Origin of the sequence: Collimonas sp. (assembly GCF_035566375.1) — a bacterium.
GTDB lineage: Bacteria > Pseudomonadota > Gammaproteobacteria > Burkholderiales > Burkholderiaceae_D > Collimonas.
Genome location: NZ_DATMRK010000052.1, coordinates 1 through 17,694, shown reverse-complemented (window position 1 = coordinate 17,694; position 17,694 = coordinate 1). Strand labels below are relative to the sequence as shown.

Genomic DNA, 17,694 nt, shown 5'->3' with positions numbered 1-17,694 from the left:
ACCCAATGCTAGGTTATGTAATGTTAAAACCGAAACGCATGTTGCAGGCGCGCTATATATGCAATCCCGTGCCTTTTATTCACCACAAATTTATCAGATGAGCACCACTAATAACAAAAGCAGTTTACCTGCCGTCGTAGCCGATCACAAACTGGAGTATGTGGCTTCTTGCGCACTGCCGACGCCGTGGGCAACCTTTCAGTTGCATGCATTTATCGACCACGCCACTGGCAAAGAGCATCTGGCCCTGACCTTGGGCGCAGTCAACGACGGCGAGCCGGTGTTGGCGCGCGTCCATTCCGAATGCCTGACCGGTGACGCCTTGTTCAGTCAACGCTGCGATTGCGGCGCGCAACTGGAAGGGGCTTTGCAAAAAATCGCCGCCGAGGGGCGCGGCGCCATATTGTATCTGCGCCAGGAAGGGCGCGGCATCGGCTTGATCAACAAGATTCGCGCCTACCAGATTCAGGACGGCGGCGCGGATACGGTAGAGGCCAACCAGCAATTGGGATTTGCCGCCGATTTGCGCGATTACAGCCTGTGCGAAACCATGCTGGAACACCTGGACATCACCGCCTTGCGCCTGATGACCAACAACCCGCGCAAGGTGGCTGCCTTGCAGAAAATCGGCATTACCGTGGTCGAGCGGATCCCGCTGATTCTTAACCGCAATCCGTTCAACACTCGTTACCTGGACACCAAGGCTGTGAAACTGGGCCACCTGCTGCCGGTTGACGGTCTGGAACACGATCTGGACGAAAACGAGTTGTGAAAGGCGGGCCGGCGCTGCTGCTGCCCCGGCCCACGCCAAACATCAACGTCTGGCGCTTCCCACATGCTTGGAGTTGACCACCGCATCGGTCACGTTGGCCGGCGCTTCAGCGTAATGCTTGAACTCCATCGTATAAGTGGCGCGCCCTTGGGTCAGTGAGCGCAGCGTGGTGGAGTACCCGAACATCTCGGCCAACGGCACTTCGCCGCGGACGATCTTGCCGACCCCGCCCGGGATATCATCCATGCTCTGGATCATGCCGCGCCGCGATGACAGATCACCGATGACATCGCCCATTTTCTCTTCCGGCGTCTCGATTTCCACCGCCATCATCGGTTCCAGCAAGGCCGGGCTGGCTTTGCGGCAGCCATCCTTGAAGGCCATCGAGGCCGCCATGCGATAGGCATTTTCGTTGGAATCGACGTCATGCGAGGAGCCGAAGAACAGCGTGACCTTGACATCGACCACCGGATAGCCCGCCAGGACCCCGCTTGCCAGGGTTTCACGCACACCTTTTTCGACTGCAGGAATATATTCGCGCGGTACCGTGCCGCCCTTGATGGCATCGATGAATTCGAAGCCCTTGCCCGGCGCTTGCGGTTCTATTTTCAGCACCACATGGCCGTACTGGCCGCGGCCGCCCGATTGTTTGATGAACTTGCCCTCGCTCGATTCGCAGATCTTGCGTATGGTTTCACGGAAAGCTACCTGCGGTTTGCCGACCGAGGCGTCGACGCCGAATTCGCGCCGCATGCGTTCCACCAGCACTTCCAGATGCAATTCGCCCATGCCGGAGATGATGGTCTGGCCTGATTCTTCGTCGGTTTTGACGTTGAATGAGGGATCTTCCTCGGCCAGGCGGCTGAGGGCAACCCCCATTTTTTCCTGGTCGGCCTTGGTCTTCGGCTCCACCGCCTGCGAGATCACGGTATCCGGGAATATCATTTTTTCCAGGGTGATGATGCTGCCCGGATCGCACAGGGTGTCGCCGGTGCTGGCTTCTTTGAGGCCGACCGCGGCGGCGATGTCGCCGGCATATACCTCGCTGATTTCGGTGCGATGGTTGGCGTGCATCTGCAGCACGCGGCCGATTCTTTCCTTTTTACCTTTATTCGGATTGAACACCGTGTCGCCGGAAATCAGGACGCCGGAATAGACCCGGAAATAACTCAGGTGGCCGACAAACGGATCGGTCATGATCTTAAAGGTGAGGGCGGAGAATTTTTCGTCGTCGGCGGCGCGCCGTTCGACAATCAGATCATCCTCATCGTGGCCTTTGACCGGCGGGATATCGGTGGGCGCCGGCAAGAAATCGATGACAGCGTCCAGCAAGGCCTGCACGCCACGGTTCTTGAACGCGCTGCCGCATAACATCGGCACGATCTGGCCGGCGATGGTGCGCTGGCGCAGCGCCGCCTTGATTTCTTCTTCGCTGATATCGGCGCCTTCCAGGTACTTATTCATCATGCTATCGCTGGCGTCGGCCGCCGCTTCTATCATGCGGCCACGCCACTCCTGGGCGCTGGCTTGCAGTGCGGCCGGGATTTCAATGTATTCGAATTTGACGCCCTGGCTGGCGTCGTCCCACATGATCGCTTTCATCTTGATCAGATCGACCACGCCGTGGAAGTTGTCTTCAGCCCCAACCGGGATCTGCACCGGCACCGGATTACCCTTGAGCCGGTCGCGGATCTGCTGGTGCACACGGAAGAAATCGGCGCCGACCCTATCCATCTTGTTGACGAACGCCAGCCTGGGAACGCCGTACTTGTTGGCCTGGCGCCAGACGGTTTCAGATTGCGGCTGGACGCCGCCGACGGCGTCATAGACCATGCAGGCGCCGTCCAGCACCCGCATCGAACGTTCGACTTCAATCGTAAAGTCGACGTGGCCTGGGGTATCGATGATGTTGATCCGGTGGATCGGATAGTTGCCGGCCATGCCTTGCCAGAAACAGGTGGTCGCCGCCGAGGTGATCGTGATGCCGCGCTCCTGCTCCTGTTCCATCCAGTCCATGGTGGCGGTGCCGTCGTGCACTTCGCCAATCTTGTGGCTGACACCGGAATAAAACAGGATGCGCTCGGTGGTGGTGGTCTTGCCGGCGTCGATGTGGGCGCTGATGCCTATATTGCGATAGCGCTCGATGGGAGTTTTGCGAGTCATGACGATTTCCTCTGTGAGAAATTATGATGATCAGATTTTTTTTGCAATCGTTTTTGTAATGCCTTTGACGTGTGAGCTTACCCGTTTTTTCGATTGTCAGTTGCAGCAGATGCGAGGCAGCGTTTTTTGCCGCCCGGTGGTATGCTTGCCGACTTAACGGTAAGTGATTCAGCCCATCCAGGCAAGCCCCTGGCAACCATCTTAATCGTCTATTTCATCGCGCCCTCTATGAACTCCAGAACCTTTTCCCAAAACACCGCCGCACCGCGCATCCAACTGCTGCGCGCCGCCATGCAACGCCACAATATCGACGCCTGCCTGATTCCGTCTGCAGATCCGCATTTGTCCGAGTACCTGCCGGGACGCTGGAAAGGGCGCGAATGGTTGTCGGGATTTACCGGCTCCGTCGCCAATCTGATCGTTACCGCCAATTTCGCCGGCTTGTGGGCCGATAGCCGCTATTGGTCGCAGGCGGAAGCGGAGCTGGCCGGCACCGAAATCGTGTTGATGAAAACGCCAACCGGCAGCAGCTTGCTGCACCTCGACTGGCTAGCGGCCAATCTGCCGGCCGGCCAGACGCTGGCGGTCGACGGTGCAGTGCTGGGCCTGGCCACCGCTCGTGCGCTGGAGCAAGCGCTGGCCAAAGGCGGCAGCAAATTGCGCACCGATCTCGATGTGCTGGGCGAGATCTGGAGCGAGCGCCCGGGCTTGCCTACGACTGAGGTGTATCAGCATGAAGCGTCGCATGCGCCGTTGTCGCGTGCCGCCAAGCTGGATCAGTTGCGTCAGGCCATGCAGCAGCACGCTGCGCAATGGCACTTCATTTCCACCCTGGACGATATCGCCTATCTGTTCAATTTGCGCGGCGCCGACGTTAATTACAATCCGGTTTTTGTCGCCCACGCGCTGATCGGACCGAAACAAGCCACGCTGTTCGTCGCCGATGGCAAAGTGCCGTCAGCCTTGCGCGATCTGCTCGCGCAAGATGGCGTCACGCTGGCGTCCTATGAACAAGCCGCCGAAGCGCTGGCTGCCTTGCCTGCCGACGCCACGCTGCTGCTCGATCCACGCCGCGTAACACTGGGATTGCGGCAAGCGGTGCCGGCTACGGTCAAAGTGATGGAAGCGATCAATCCGACCACCTTTGCCAAGTCGCGCAAAAGCATCGAAGAAATAGCGCATGTGCGGGCCGCGATGGAGCAAGATGGCGCAGCCTTATGCGAATTCTTCGCTTGGCTGGAGCAAGCTCTGGGTCAGGAAACCGTGACCGAACTGATGGTCGATACCCACATCACCGCCGCCCGGGCGCGCCGCCCGGGTTTTGTCAGCCCGAGTTTTGCAACCATTGCCGGTTTCAACGCCAATGGCGCCATGCCGCATTACAAGGCCAGCGCCGAATCGCACGCCACCATCAGCGGTGACGGTTTGCTGCTGATCGACTCCGGCGCGCAATATGTGGGCGGCACCACGGACATCACACGGATGGTGCCGATCGGCCAGCCGTCGGCCGCGCAAAAACGCGATTGCACGCTAGTGTTGAAAGGGGTCATCGCGCTGTCTTCGGCGCAGTTCCCGCGCGCCGTCAAATCACCCTTGCTGGACGCGATTGCGCGGGCGCCGATCTGGGCCGCCGGCATCGATTACGGCCACGGCACCGGCCACGGCGTCGGTTATTTCCTGAATGTGCACGAAGGCCCGCAAGTCATTGCCGGCAGTGCCGCGCCGGAAGCGCACACGGCGATGGAGCCGGGCATGATTACCTCGATCGAGCCGGGTATTTACCGTCCCGGCCATTGGGGTGTGCGGATAGAAAACCTGGTGCTGAACCAGCCGGCGCAGACTACCGAGTTCGGCGAATATCTGCGTTTCGAGACGTTGACGCTGTGTCCTATCGATACGCGCTGCCTGGATCTGAGTTTACTGCGCAGCGACGAGATCGACTGGCTCAATGCCTATCATGCCGAGGTGAGGGCGCGTCTGTTGCCGCACGTAACCGGCGCTGCAAAGCAGTGGCTCGAAAGCCGGACCCAGGCGTTGTGAAATTAATAAGCAATCGGCAATAGTCAATAATGCGGCGGCCGTTCGTTGACGGTCTGGCCCGCATTGTTGCTGTCCGCGGCATGCTTAATCCTTTGCGCCAGCGCACCGCAAAGCGCCTCAAGCTGGTCTATCTTCAATTGCTGCCGATACACCAGCTTGTTCAATTCATCCAGCATATCGTCCTGGCGGGTGAGCTTGATTTCGATATCGACCATGCGGTCTTCTTGATTCATCGTCGGGTTCCTTTTTTTGAAGGGCAGATGGTAACGCAATAGCCTGATCCTGAAGCACTGAATATGCGGTTTCGGCATCTGCGCGATCGGGCGGAAATCCGGAACGGATAAAAAGATAATTCCGGATTTCCGCACAAAAACCACCGATAATAATTATCCCTGCGTTTATCCCTGCGTAATTTTTTCCAATAAATCAAATACTTAGGTTTTGCGCTTGAGCTGGCATGAAGTCTGCTGTGCTTAATGCAAAAAATACTATTAATAGGAGACAAAATGCCAGACAAGATAACCCCGCCTCGCTGCCTGCGATCTGAATTCTTGAATTCCGCCCGGCAGTAATTCCACCGACGATTTCCCCCCTTTGCTAGTTGTGCCCTTCAGATGGCATGATGCAGCTTGCATGCATGCTGCCGATATACCGTGATGCAGAGGCAAGATCATCGTGATTGCACAAAAAATATTAAAACCAGGAGAGAACTATGTCCACACTTCACCCATCCGATCATGCCGCCGCAGCGGATACCCGAAAACGCATCTTTGCCATCGTCGGCGCCTCGTCCGGCAACCTGGTTGAGTGGTTCGATTTTTACATTTATTCGTTTTGCGCGATTTATTTTGCGCCAATGTTTTTCCCTAGCGGCAACCCGACTACCCAACTAGTCAATACCGCCGCCATCTTTGCGGTGGGTTTCCTGATGCGGCCGATCGGCGGCTGGTTGTTCGGACGCATCGCCGACAAGCATGGCCGGCGCACCGCAATGATGATCTCGGTGCTGATGATGTGCGGCGGTTCGCTGATGATCGCCTGCTTGCCGACCTATGCCAGCATCGGTATCGCCGCACCGGCGTTGCTGCTGGTTGCGCGCCTGTTCCAAGGCTTATCGGTGGGCGGCGAATACGGCACCAGCGCCACCTATATGAGTGAAGTCGCCTTGCAAGGCCGGCGCGGATTTTTTGCCTCGTTCCAGTACGTGACCCTGATCGGCGGCCAATTGCTGGCGGTGCTGGTGCTGGTCATCTTGCAACAGTTGCTGACTTCCGAACAGTTGCATGCATGGGGTTGGCGCATTCCCTTCGTGCTGGGCGCGATTTCAGCACTGGTTGCTCTGTATCTGCGTAAATCGCTGAGCGAAACATCGACCGCGGAAACCCGCAAAAACAAGGATGCAGGCACACTGGCAGGCTTGATGAAGCATAAAAGAGCATTTCTGACGGTGGTGGGTTTCACCGCCGGCGGCTCTTTGATTTTCTACACTTTCACCACTTACATGCAGAAATACCTGGTGAATACCGCCGGCATGAATGCGAAGACGGCCAGCACGGTAATGACCGCTGCGCTGTTTGTTTATATGTTGATGCAACCGCTGTTTGGCGCGCTCTCCGACAAGATCGGCCGCCGTACATCGATGCTCTGGTTTGGCGCCCTGGCAACCGTGGCGACCGTGCCGATTCTGCATGCGTTGAAAGATGTCAGTAATCCTTACGCGGCATTCGGCCTGGTCATCCTGGCATTGGCGATCGTCAGCTTTTATACGTCGATCAGTGGTTTGATCAAGGCAGAAATGTTTCCGCCGGAAGTGCGGGCATTGGGTGTAGGCCTGTCGTATGCGGTGGGTAACGCGATTTTTGGCGGCTCTGCGGAGTTTGTCGCACTCAAGCTGAAAGAGTTCGGCATCGAATCGAGTTTCTACTGGTATGTCTCGGCCATGTGCGCGATAGCGCTCGTCGTCAGCTACCGGATGCGTGATCCGAGCAAGGAAGGTTATCTCAAAGACGTCCCGCTTGAACCCGCAAAATATACGGCCGGTACCGCGTCCGCCGCGTCGCGTTAAAAACTGCCTGGCAAGCTGGTGACCTTATTGCTAACTTATTGGCCCACCTTATTGGCCTATTTTATGCGCTTAAGAAAGCCGAGGGTGCTGACGGTATTGGCGCTTGTCTGCGCCATTGCCGTGGTGGCGACCACCTACGTCATGGCGACCAGGAAAGCCCGTGACGATATCGGCGAAGCCAGCGAACGGCAACTGCAAATCATCGCACTCGACCTCGAATCGGTATTGCAAAAATTCGAGACACTGCCGTTTGCCCTCGGTTTCCAGTCCGATGTGTTGCAAGCACTGGCGCAGCCGGACGATCAGCTCAACATCCAGCGCCTGAACCTGACGCTGCAATTGATACAACGGCAGTCGAAGGTGGTGGCAATCTACGTGCTGGATCGCAAGGGCATGACGCTAGCCTCCAGCAACTGGGATACACCGACCACTTTTGTCGGCCGGGATTTCGGCTTCCGTCCTTATTTCCGCGAAGCGATCAAGGGCAACGCCGGCCGCTTTTACGGCATCGGCAACGCCACCAATGTGCCGGGCTACTTCATCGCCCAGCCGATCTACGCCAGTGCCGCCGCCCACGGCGCCAATGCTGCGATAGGCGTGATGGCGGTCAAGATAGACCTGACCGAATTCGAGCATACCTGGCGCAGCAGCGAAGAGCCGATTACGCTGGTCGATAGCAGTGGCGTGGTGTTCTTAAGCAACCGCCCGGCCTGGAAATATCACAGCCTGTATCCGCTGCCCGGCGCGGTACAGCAAAACCTGACTGGCACCCATCAATACGCCGACCAGGCGATCACCCCGGTGACCTCACTGCCGAAAACGCAAAGAGTAGAGTTCGGCCAGCACGTTACGCGCAGCATCGGCCGCCTCGGCTGGCAGCTGATGCTGTTTCCTTCGCAGGCGCGGATTGCCCGCATTGCCTTGCTGTGGTCTTTGGCGGCGGCGCTGTTGCTGGCGATTGCGGGCATTTCCCTGTGGGCTTTGTACCAACGCCGGCGACGCCTGGAAGAACGCTTGGTGTCAGCTGAATATCTGGATCGCACCATCGCTCAAAGGACGCAGGAGTTGATGGTGGCGAATCACACCTTGGAAACGAAATACGCCAAATTAAAAGAAACCGAACACCTGCTGCGTTCGACCCAAAACACGCTGATCCAGGCCGGCAAGCTGGCCATGCTGGGGCAGATGGCGGCAGGCATTGCGCACGAGCTGAACCAGCCGCTGGCGGCGATCCGGGCGTTTGCCGATAACGCCATGACTTTCCTGTCGCGCGGGCAAGCCGACAAAGCCACTGAAAATCTGAGCCATATCAGCAACGCCAGCGCCCGCATGGGCAAGATCGTCGGCCAGCTCAACGGTTTTTCCAGGAAAAGCCACGAAGCGGTGGCCGTCATCGACTTGCCCAAATCGATAGAGGCAGCAGCACTGTTGCTGCACAACGAGTTCCAGACCCATGGCGCCGCGCTGCAGATCGAAATCCGCCAGGCGGCACAGGTGGTGGGCGATTCGGTACGCACCGAGCAAGTGCTGATCAATCTGTTGCGGAATGCCTTGGACGCGGTGGATAATGCCGAGCAAAAGATCGTCTCGCTGGTGCTGGAATGCGAGGCGGGCGAGGCGGTGATCCGGATCCGCGACTCCGGCTCCGGCATTCCGGCCCAGGTCGCGCAGCATCTGTTCGAGCCGTTTTTCACCACCAAGCCATCCGGCAAGGGACTAGGCTTGGGCCTGGCCATTTCATCGTCGATTGTGCAGGCGATGAACGGCCGTCTGACGGCGAATAATCATGGCGATGGCGGCGCCGAATTCGTGTTGCGCATTCCTTTGCCGGATATGGTTGAATCTTGATGGAGACAAATGTGGCGACGCTGGAAGCAGTATTGATCGAAGACGAACAAGCGGTGCGGGACGCGATTACGCAGACGCTGGAACTGGGCGGGTTCACGGTCCATGCTTGCGACAGCGTGGAGCAGGCGCAGCCCTGGCTCGGCGCCGGATTTGCCGGCGTGATCGTCACCGATGTGCGTTTGCCCGGCCGTTCCGGCCTGGAATTGCTGAGCCAGGTAGTGACGCTGGACCCCGACTTGCCGGTCATCGTGGTGACCGGCCACGGTGATGTCAGCATGGCGGTGGAGGCGATGCGTGCCGGCGCTTACGATTTTATTGAAAAGCCGTTCGCCGCTGAACGCTTGATGGAAACCGCCCACCGGGCGCAGGAAAAACGCAGCCTGATTCTGGAAAACCGGCGTCTCAAAGCGGCCTGGGTGGCGCATCCGGACATGCCAAGCCTGATCGGCCAGTCGGCCGCGATCGAACGTGTCAGGACCATGATCCGCAGCGTCGGTCCAACCATGGTCGATATCCTGATCAATGGCCAGACCGGCAGCGGCAAGGAAGTGGTGGCGCGTCAGCTGCACGTTGCCAGCGGCCGCAAAGGCCCGTTTGTCGCCATCAATTGCGGCGCCCTGCCGGAGACGGTATTTGAAAGTGAAATTTTCGGGCATGAGGCGGGGGCGTTTACCAGCGCCCAGAAACGACGCATCGGCAAGCTGGAATATGCCAAGGGCGGCACGGTATTTCTCGATGAAATCGAAAGCATGCCGCTGGCTTTGCAAGTGAAATTGCTGCGTGTGCTGCAAGAACGCAAGCTGGAGCGGCTCGGCGGCAATGAACCGATAAGCATCGATTGCCGCATCATTGCCGCCAGCAAGGCCAATCTGCTGCAAATGAGCGCACAAGGCAGTTTTCGCGAGGATTTGTATTACCGCATCGGCGTCGTCAGCATCGACCTGCCGCGCCTGAATGAGCGGCGCGAGGATATTCCCTTGTTGCTGGCCCATTTTATCCAGGGTGCAGCGATCCGTTATCAGCGGCCGTTGCCGCAATGGACGCTGGCGCAAATGGCGCAATGGCAAACCCGCGACTGGCCGGGCAATGTGCGCGAGCTGCGCAATTTCGCCGATCGGCTGGTGCTGGGTGTGGCGGAGGGCGTGGCCGATCTTGCCAGCCAGGACAGCGACGATGCCGGCAACGGCCTGCCGCTGCCGCAGCAAATGGATATCTATGAACGCATGCTGATCACGGAAATGCTGAACGCCAGTAACGGCAATGTTGCCATCACCGCAGATCGGCTAGGCCTGCCCAAGAAAACCCTGTATGACAAGATAAAAAAGTACCAACTGGCGGTCGGTAAGGCATAGGCTGCGCTGAGGTATTCGGCGATTGCAATGACAATAAAATACTATTGCATTTAGAAAGTGTTACAAAACGATATTCCACTGGACAAGCGCGCCTGAATCTTTATCATTGGCATCTTTTTTCAACATGGATGCAACAATGAGCGTTTCGTCGCTACTGCCAAATTCATCCAACGCACCAGACCGTAGTTCCAATTTCCAATTCGGCTTTATCGACCTGCTGAAGGTCATCGCGGCACAGCTGATCGTCTTGCACCATCTGGCGTTCTACGGGCCGATGGCAGATCATGTCCGTCCCATCGCGCCGACGTTGATCGACTGGCTGGATTCTTACGCCCGCATCGCGGTCCAGGTGTTCCTGGTGATCGGCGGTTTCCTGGCCGCCAAATCGCTGTCGCCGCAAGGCGTTTCCGCTGTCTCCGATCCTCTGCGCGTCTTGTGGCGCCGTTACATGAAGCTGGTGCCGCCGTTCCTGGTGGCGACCGTGCTGGCGATCGGCGCTTCGGCCTGGGCCGCACAGTGGATGACGCACTATTCCATCTCCGCCATGCCGAGCGCGTTGCAACTGGCCGCGCACGCCTTGTTGCTGCATTCCATCCTCGGTTATGAATCGATCTCGGCCGGCGCCTGGTATGTCGCCATCGATTTCCAGTTATACGCCTTGCTGACCCTGCTGCTGTGGCTGACCGGCGGTCTGGCCAAGCGGCGCGCCATGCCATGGCTGGCTCCGGTGCTGGTAGTGGCCGGCGTCAGCGCCTCGCTGCTGTATTTCAACCGCGACGCCGCCTGGGACGCCTGGGCGCCATATTTCTTTGGCAGTTACGGCCTCGGCGCCATCGCCTGGTGGGCGCGCGACCTGAACCGGCGGCCGGCCGTGGTGGCGCTGCTGGTGGCGGCAATCCTGTTGCCGACCTTGTACGCCTTGACGATCGATTTCCGCAGTCGCATCGTGGTCGCCTTGCTGGTGGCCTGTGCCCTGGTGCTGGTGAGCCGGCGCGGCATGCTGTTGTCGCGCCAGCGATTTGCCTGGATCCGCGCCTTCGGACGGATCTCTTATTCCATCTTCCTGGTGCATTTCCCGGTCTGCCTGATCGTCAACGCCGCTTTCGCCAAGTTTGTTCCGGCGCGGCCGCTGCTGCAGGCGGCCGGCATGCTGCTGGCCTGGGCCGCCAGCCTTGCCGCCGGCGCGATTTTCTATCGCTGGGTAGAGATTCCGCTGAGTCGTCTTGCAGCCCGTGCCACTGGCAAGGGTTTTGGATTGCCGGTTGCGGCTGCCGCGTAGGGTCATCACTAGGGTAGGGTAACTACTACGATAGGGTAAGCGCTACGCCGAGACCGAGCTTACAGTACATCTTCCGTCTCCAGCGAGGCGTTGGCGGGTGTAACTTCCACACGCTGCCGGCGTTGGCGCCGGAAGTGCAGGAAAGCCAGCACCAGCGCCGCCAGTTGCAGCGCCGCACAAAAATAAAACGGCGCGCCAATCCGCCAGTCGCCCTTCGGTAAATGCGACACCACACCCAACAGTGGTGCGCCGATGATAGGCGCGATCACCGCCATCAGGCTGTTCAGCGAGCTGACTGCTCCCAGCGTCTGGCCCTGGCTGTGCGAATCGACTGCACCGGAAATAATGCTCTGGATCGATGCATTGACAGTGGCGCCGAACACATTGGCGAAAATCACCGCATACATCATCCATGACTGACTGGCTGCGCCCCACAACAGGTAGGCGGCGGTGGAGGAAACCAGGCCGATAACCGCCAGCCGCTGCGGACTGAAGCGCTTCAACAGCGGTCCGAGCAGCACCCCTTGCACAATCACCGACATGATACCGACCGCCGCCAGCGACTGGCCGTTTTCCAGCGGCCCCCAGCCAAACTTGAACGTGGTGTACAGCACCCAAGTGGTAAACAACATGAATTGCGCCAGGCCGTTACAGGCAATCACCGCCACCAGCGGCCGCACCGCTTTCAAGCGCGCCAGGGCGCGCAAGGAGGTCAACGGGTTGGCTGCGCCCCAGCCGAATGCGCGACGGCGCTCAAGCGGCAACGATTCGGGCAGCACGAAATAACCGTACATCAGATTAATCAAGGCCAGGCTGCCGGCAACAATGAACGGCAGGCGCAAATTCACAGCGCCCAGCAAACCGCCCATCACCGGCCCGACGATGAAACCGACGCCGAACATGGCGCCTATCATGCCGAAGCGTTTGGCGCGCTGCTCCGGTGGGGTGATGTCGGCCACATAAGCATTGCAAACCGCGGCGTTGGCCTGCATCGCGCCGCCGATCAGGCGCACCACGATCAGCATCCACAGCGCAGTCGAAAAAGCGGTCGCGAAAAAATTCAGCGCCAGACCGCAGAAACCCAGTAGCAGCACCGGCCGCCGGCCGTAGCGGTCCGACAGTGCGCCGAGAATCGGCGAGCCGAAAAAATTGGCGATGCCGAAAGCGAAGGCTACCGCGCCATACCAGAACGCCTGGTCGGCTTGCGAGCCTGTGAATTTCCCAACCAGCACCGGCAGCACCGGAATGATCAGGCCGATCGAGATCATGTCGATCAATACGGTCAGCATGATGAAAGGCATCGCCGCAGCGCGGCCTTGGTTGTTCGAGAGAGGGGCTGAATCTGTCACGCGTCACTGCTCCGGTATGTTTGCTTGCGTTGTTCTGGCAGGTCGGGATCGCAAGAATTTTCTTTCCCAAATTTGCAGGCAAATTGCATGTGAATTAAAGATGCTTGTTTCGTGTAGTGACATGAGCGCTAAATCACGGGGCTACGAGCAACGGAAATTCCGAGGAGCTAAGTGGAACTCCGCCACGTTTCAGGTATTCAAAATATCTGTTCATGATGGCCCAGCTCCTATAAGTTAACTCTGTAGTGACCTCGCCCGATACGAAATCTGGATTCCCATGTCGGGGCTTTGCAGAGTGATTAGTAATGTATTTCAGATATTTCTGATCAATTTGCAAAGCCTCTCGAAATTCTTTCCACGCTTGCTTATCGTTAGCTCCAGGTGTAGCAATAAGGTGTTTCAGACGCTCTATGGCCCGAGCGGCATCTACCGAAGATACGTGCGGCAAAGAGATGGATGAGATTAACTCTCGAAGCGCCATAAAAAGTTGTGGACTTTGAGTCACCAAAGTACAAATTTCGCCGAAACCAGCATCTAGGCCAAATGACGTGCATAGCGAAGAGAGTTTTTTATTTATATGACAGATCGGATGCGACACGCCTTTCGGGTCGACAAATGTTTCCAAAACGACGGTCAACCCCCAACCCATCTTGAACGCAACTAAATCTACCTGCGCTCTAGAAAGATCAAGTGCGCGTCTATAGATTTCCGGATAAATATCAACTCGAAACTCAGGAATCTTGCATTCCACGTCGATCAATGAATTGGCAATGCCGCAGTTGAATTCCATCGATGTCTCGGCTTCAAGGCATTCCCACTTGATACTTTCATTGTATGTGGTGGTCACCTTCATTATTTCTGGGAGAACTCTTCCTTTAAAGCGGACTGTATGCATTAAAAAGGCTCCAGATGCGAACAAAAAATTGACATATTACACGTGCCGCCACCCATCCTTTCGCTGCTCGTGCGTATCGACCTAAAGATAAAGCACATGCCGCGTTTGCGGTGCTAATTGTCACCAGATGGATTTTATTTCGTCTGCGAAATAAAAAATTCTTCTCATTGGAAGAAATAAATCAAGCGATTAGTGAGTTATTGACGGGCATGAATGCTCGTCCATTCAAACAACTACCTGGAAGTCGTTTGAGTACCTGGCAGGAAATCGAGCAGCCAACTTTGCAATCACTAGCCGCCATGGAATCCTGCGTGCGTTGACGCAGTGCTCATGGTCTACCCCAAAAATTTGCCGATGCACTACATGCGTCCGCCGGAGTAGTTTCGACCGGGATCGGGTCGGCTTTGCCAGGCGTCGTTTCAATTAATTCCCGCACTCTGACGGTACAGCGGGATGCTGCATGTAACATCGATGTGTCGTAATACTTGTTAATCTCTGGCTTAAAGGTTACAGCAACCGGCCCGCAGGTGCTTATCATGCCTGAAGCGTCATTCCGGTAAGTTATTTCTACGGTGAGCGGCTGACCGGCAGGAACGACATATTCTCCATACATTTTTGGAATATCGGCTGGCTTGGGCATACCGACTTTTATATTAGGCGCCCAGCGCGAAAATACGGTCAGGGAAGCCGTAATACGGCCCTCATTGTTCCAGGCCCAACAGCTTTTGCCTGGATGCAAGTGGACGATATCGGCATTAAACACCCGTATTTTTGCAGAGTTCTCAGCGACCACGTTGACGACGGCACTGTCGTCTGATTCAGCATCTTCTGATGAGGTGTGCGCACATCCCGCAATTGCACAAAGGACGAAAAGCAGCGGTAGAGTTTTTTTCATGGGAAGCTAAAGAGAAAGAGTTTTATTTGTTGAGATTGATGCGAGCTGCATCAATTGAATTCTGGATCTTTTGATTGGAGCCGTAATTTGTTTTGCAAAAAAAACAATGATACACGGAAATGTTGCCTCTATCAAACCGGGTAACCCTCGCCACTTGGCAAGGCCTTATTGTCCGATCAAGTCGGAATGACTTTCTATTAAATCAATCTGTTACAGATGCTTCTTAAGGCATTTGTTCAGCATCAACAGACACTCTCTTTTGCGTCCAGCCTTGTAATTAATTAATCCATTGATTAATGTAAATTGCATGACCCCCCCAACGCCAACCCGCGGACGTCCGCTAGCATCAGACCAGGACTCACGCGAAAAACTACTCGATACCGCCACCTTGCTGTTCTCGTCGCAAGGCATCGCGGCGACCACCGTGGCGGCGGTTGCGCGCCAGGCCGGGGTCACCTCGGCCATGGTGCATTATTACTTCAAGAACCGCGACCAGCTGATAGAGGCTGTGGTCGATGAGCGGGTCTGCCTGTTCGTCAACCGTATCTGGGATCCGATCAGCGCCACCGAGTCTCCGGAGCAGATGATCATGGGCATCGTCGAGCGCATGATCGCCACTACCGAAAACATGCCGTGGATGCCGGCCCTGTGGGTGCGTGAAGTCTTGAGCGACGGCGGCCAGCTGCGCGAGCGCATGGTCCGGCGCGTGCCCTTGGCCAAGCTGGCTCTGTTTGCGGAGAGCGTCAGGCGCAGCCAGCAAGCCGGAACCATTAATCCCGGGCTGGAACCGAGCCTGATCTTTGTCTCGGTGCTCGGCTTGACCATGTTGCCGCTGGCGATGGCGCGCACTTTGAAGAACAAACCCCTATTGCCAACCTTGAACCAGGCGGCGCTGCTGGACAAGGCGCTGCTGCAGCGCCACATCAAGGCGCTATTGCAACACGGGCTGGCGCTGCCGGCCACCACGCGTACCGACGAATAAAAAAGGGAAATCCCATGTCACATCGCCTTGCCAAACGCCCGCATCGATCGTCAGCTCTGGTAAGCGCGTCCCTATGCTATCTGGCGTTGACAGGATGCGCGCCAAACAACGACAACGATTGGCAAGGCTATGTGGAAGGCGAGTATGTCTATGTAGCTTCGTCGCAAGCGGGCCGTCTTGATCACCTTTCAGTTCAGCGTGGGCAGCAGGTGGCGATCGGCGCGCCCTTGTTCATGCTGGAATCGGGCGATGAAATCGCGGCTCAGCGCCAGGCGCAACGCCAGTTGAGCGCCGCCCAGGCGCAACTGGCCGATATCCAGAGCGGCCGGCGGCCGCAAGAGCAAGAGGTTACGCGGGCACAATTGGTGCAAGCCCAGGCCGCCGCCAGCAAGGCGGCACTTCAACTCAGCCGCGATCAGATCCAGTTCCAGGCCGGCGGTATCGCTAAACAGCAACTCGACGATTCGCGTGCTGCAGCCCAGACCGCTGCTGCCCAGGTCAAGCAATGGCAAAGCCAATTGACGGTGGATCGCCTGCCCAGCCGCGAGGCGCAGATCCGGGCGCAACAGGCGCAGGTTGCGGCGGCGCAGGCGGTGCTGGAGCAAGCCGACTGGAAATTGGCCCAAAAGACCGTGAGCGCGACCCGCAGCGGCTTGGTGTTCGACACCATGTACCGCGAAGGCGAATGGGTGGCGGCCGGCAATCCGGTATTGCGCATGCTGCCGCCGGAGAACGTCAAAATCCGCTTTTTCGTGCCGGAAACCATTCTCGGTCGGCTCCAGCTGAACCAGGCCGTGACGCTCAGTTGCGACGGCTGCCAGGCGAATCAAGCGGCGCACATTTCCTACATCTCGACCGAATCCGAATATAACCCGCCCATCATCTACAGCAATCAATCGCGCGCCAAACTGGTCTACATGATAGAAGCGCGTCCGGCGCCGGCCGATGCGCTCAAACTGCACCCAGGGCAACCGGTCGAAGTGAGCATGCCATGACGACCGCAAGCGACAACAATACCCGCAACGCCGACAGCACCGGCAACACCAACGGTGATCTGGTAGTCGATGTCGACCGCATCAACAAACACTTCGGCAGCAAGCATGTGGTGAGAGACTTGTCGCTGCAGGTGCGGCGCGGCGAGATCTTCGGCTTCCTGGGGCCCAACGGCAGCGGCAAGACCACCTCGATCCGCATGATGTGCGGTTTGCTGACACCCGATTCCGGCCACGGCACCTGCCTGGGTTTTGACATCATCAAGCAAAGCGGCGAGATCAAGCGCCGGGTCGGCTACATGACGCAGAAATTCTCTTACTGGGATGACCTCAGCATCCGCGAGAACCTGGATTTCGTCGCCCGCATCTACGAAATGAAAAACCGCAAGGAAGTGGTTGAGCAGAGCCTGGAAAAACTCGGCTTGAGCAGCCGCGCCAAGCAACTCGCCGGTGCTCTCTCCGGTGGTTGGAAACAAAGGCTGGCGCTGGCCGCCAGCATGCTGCACCAGCCGGAACTGTTGCTGTTGGACGAACCGACCGCCGGCGTCGATCCGGCGGCGCGCCGCGATTTCTGGGAAGAGTTGCATCGGCTGGCAGCGGAGGGCATCAGTGTCCTGGTCAGCACCCATTACATGGATGAGGCCGAACGTTGCCACAAGCTGGCCTATCTGTCCTACGGCCAGTTGCTGGTGCAGGGCACGGCGGCCGAAGTGGCGGCCGGGCAGGGGCTCACGACTTGGGCGATCTACAGCAACCGCAACGGCGATATCCAGGAAAACCAGCTGGTGGGCCTGTCCCAGCAATTGCACCAGCAGCCCGGGGTAGACCAGCTGGTGGTGTTCGGCACCTCACTGCATGTGTGCGGCAAAGACGCCGCGCTGCTGGAGCAAACCCTGCGCCGGATGACGCAGGGACAGAACTTGCGCATGGAGTTGATAGACACCAGCCTGGAGGACGTCTTCATCTACATGATGAATCGCTCAACTGACAATTTCGGGGAGCCGCCATGAATCGCCTCTCCGGATTATCATTCTCGCGCTGGTGGAGCATCGTCCTCAAGGA

At 57.6% G+C, this 17,694-nt stretch carries 14 protein-coding genes; 9 read left to right on the top strand and 5 right to left on the bottom strand.

From position 1 onward, the window contains the following. Nucleotides 1-97: 97 nt before the first annotated feature. Entirely contained in the window at nucleotides 98-772 is a 675-nt protein-coding gene (gene ribA, locus VNZ60_RS17520) for a GTP cyclohydrolase II (protein ID WP_325661351.1), read from the top strand. A 42-nt stretch (nucleotides 773-814) separates the two neighbouring features. On the opposite strand, the gene fusA is transcribed toward ribA, so the two are convergent. Continuing rightward, on the bottom strand, nucleotides 815-2,935 hold the full coding sequence (gene fusA, locus VNZ60_RS17515; protein ID WP_325661349.1) for an elongation factor G: 2,121 nt from the start codon (nucleotides 2,933-2,935) through the stop codon (nucleotides 815-817). A gap of 228 nt (nucleotides 2,936-3,163) precedes the next feature. Here fusA and VNZ60_RS17510 point away from each other — a divergent pair, with 228 nt between their 5' ends. Further along, nucleotides 3,164-4,975: an aminopeptidase P family protein gene (locus VNZ60_RS17510; protein WP_325661347.1), complete on the top strand. Its 1,812-nt coding sequence runs from the start codon at nucleotides 3,164-3,166 to the stop codon at nucleotides 4,973-4,975. A gap of 23 nt (nucleotides 4,976-4,998) precedes the next feature. Here the strand turns inward: VNZ60_RS17510 and VNZ60_RS17505 are convergent, their stop codons facing one another. Continuing rightward, the gene (locus tag VNZ60_RS17505; protein WP_325661345.1) at nucleotides 4,999-5,208 is read right to left on the bottom strand and encodes a SlyX family protein; all 210 of its coding nucleotides are present in this window, start codon (nucleotides 5,206-5,208) and stop codon (nucleotides 4,999-5,001) included. A 479-nt stretch (nucleotides 5,209-5,687) separates the two neighbouring features. Between VNZ60_RS17505 and VNZ60_RS17500 the strand changes: the two genes are divergently transcribed. The 4 genes from VNZ60_RS17500 to VNZ60_RS17485 all read left to right on the top strand — a co-directional run bounded on the left by VNZ60_RS17500 (nucleotide 5,688) and on the right by VNZ60_RS17485 (nucleotide 11,519). Continuing rightward, nucleotides 5,688-7,040, top strand: a complete 1,353-nt coding sequence (locus VNZ60_RS17500; protein ID WP_325661343.1) for an MFS family transporter — start codon at nucleotides 5,688-5,690, stop codon at nucleotides 7,038-7,040. 63 nt (nucleotides 7,041-7,103) lie between these two features. Then, on the top strand, nucleotides 7,104-8,888 hold the full coding sequence (locus tag VNZ60_RS17495; protein ID WP_325661341.1) for a sensor histidine kinase: 1,785 nt from the start codon (nucleotides 7,104-7,106) through the stop codon (nucleotides 8,886-8,888). Further along, nucleotides 8,888-10,240: a sigma-54-dependent transcriptional regulator gene (locus VNZ60_RS17490; RefSeq protein WP_325661450.1), complete on the top strand. Its 1,353-nt coding sequence runs from the start codon at nucleotides 8,888-8,890 to the stop codon at nucleotides 10,238-10,240. Before VNZ60_RS17495 ends, VNZ60_RS17490 begins: the two co-directional genes overlap by 1 nt. Nucleotides 10,241-10,376: 136 nt before the next feature. After that, nucleotides 10,377-11,519: an acyltransferase family protein gene (locus VNZ60_RS17485; protein ID WP_325661339.1), complete on the top strand. Its 1,143-nt coding sequence runs from the start codon at nucleotides 10,377-10,379 to the stop codon at nucleotides 11,517-11,519. A 59-nt stretch (nucleotides 11,520-11,578) separates the two neighbouring features. Here the strand turns inward: VNZ60_RS17485 and VNZ60_RS17480 are convergent, their stop codons facing one another. The 3 genes from VNZ60_RS17480 to VNZ60_RS17470 all read right to left on the bottom strand — a co-directional run bounded on the left by VNZ60_RS17480 (nucleotide 11,579) and on the right by VNZ60_RS17470 (nucleotide 14,658). Then, the gene (locus VNZ60_RS17480; protein WP_325661337.1) at nucleotides 11,579-12,868 is read right to left on the bottom strand and encodes a TCR/Tet family MFS transporter; all 1,290 of its coding nucleotides are present in this window, start codon (nucleotides 12,866-12,868) and stop codon (nucleotides 11,579-11,581) included. 133 nt (nucleotides 12,869-13,001) lie between these two features. Next, nucleotides 13,002-13,763, bottom strand: a complete 762-nt coding sequence (locus VNZ60_RS17475) for a DUF8168 domain-containing protein (RefSeq protein ID WP_325661335.1) — start codon at nucleotides 13,761-13,763, stop codon at nucleotides 13,002-13,004. Nucleotides 13,764-14,091: 328 nt separating this feature from the next. Then, entirely contained in the window at nucleotides 14,092-14,658 is a 567-nt protein-coding gene (locus tag VNZ60_RS17470; protein ID WP_325661333.1) for a hypothetical protein, read from the bottom strand. A gap of 307 nt (nucleotides 14,659-14,965) precedes the next feature. On the opposite strand from VNZ60_RS17470, the gene VNZ60_RS17465 reads away from it, so the two are divergent. Genes VNZ60_RS17465 through VNZ60_RS17455 form a run of 3 tightly spaced genes read left to right on the top strand, consistent with a single transcriptional unit; the run spans nucleotide 14,966 to nucleotide 17,642 of the window. Further along, the gene (locus VNZ60_RS17465; protein ID WP_325661331.1) at nucleotides 14,966-15,640 is read left to right on the top strand and encodes a TetR/AcrR family transcriptional regulator; all 675 of its coding nucleotides are present in this window, start codon (nucleotides 14,966-14,968) and stop codon (nucleotides 15,638-15,640) included. 14 nt (nucleotides 15,641-15,654) lie between these two features. Then, nucleotides 15,655-16,635, top strand: coding sequence for an HlyD family secretion protein (locus VNZ60_RS17460; RefSeq protein ID WP_325661330.1), 981 nt, complete (start codon nucleotides 15,655-15,657; stop codon nucleotides 16,633-16,635). After that, nucleotides 16,632-17,642: an ABC transporter ATP-binding protein gene (locus VNZ60_RS17455; RefSeq protein ID WP_325661328.1), complete on the top strand. Its 1,011-nt coding sequence runs from the start codon at nucleotides 16,632-16,634 to the stop codon at nucleotides 17,640-17,642. Before VNZ60_RS17460 ends, VNZ60_RS17455 begins: the two co-directional genes overlap by 4 nt. Nucleotides 17,643-17,694 lie beyond the last annotated feature (52 nt).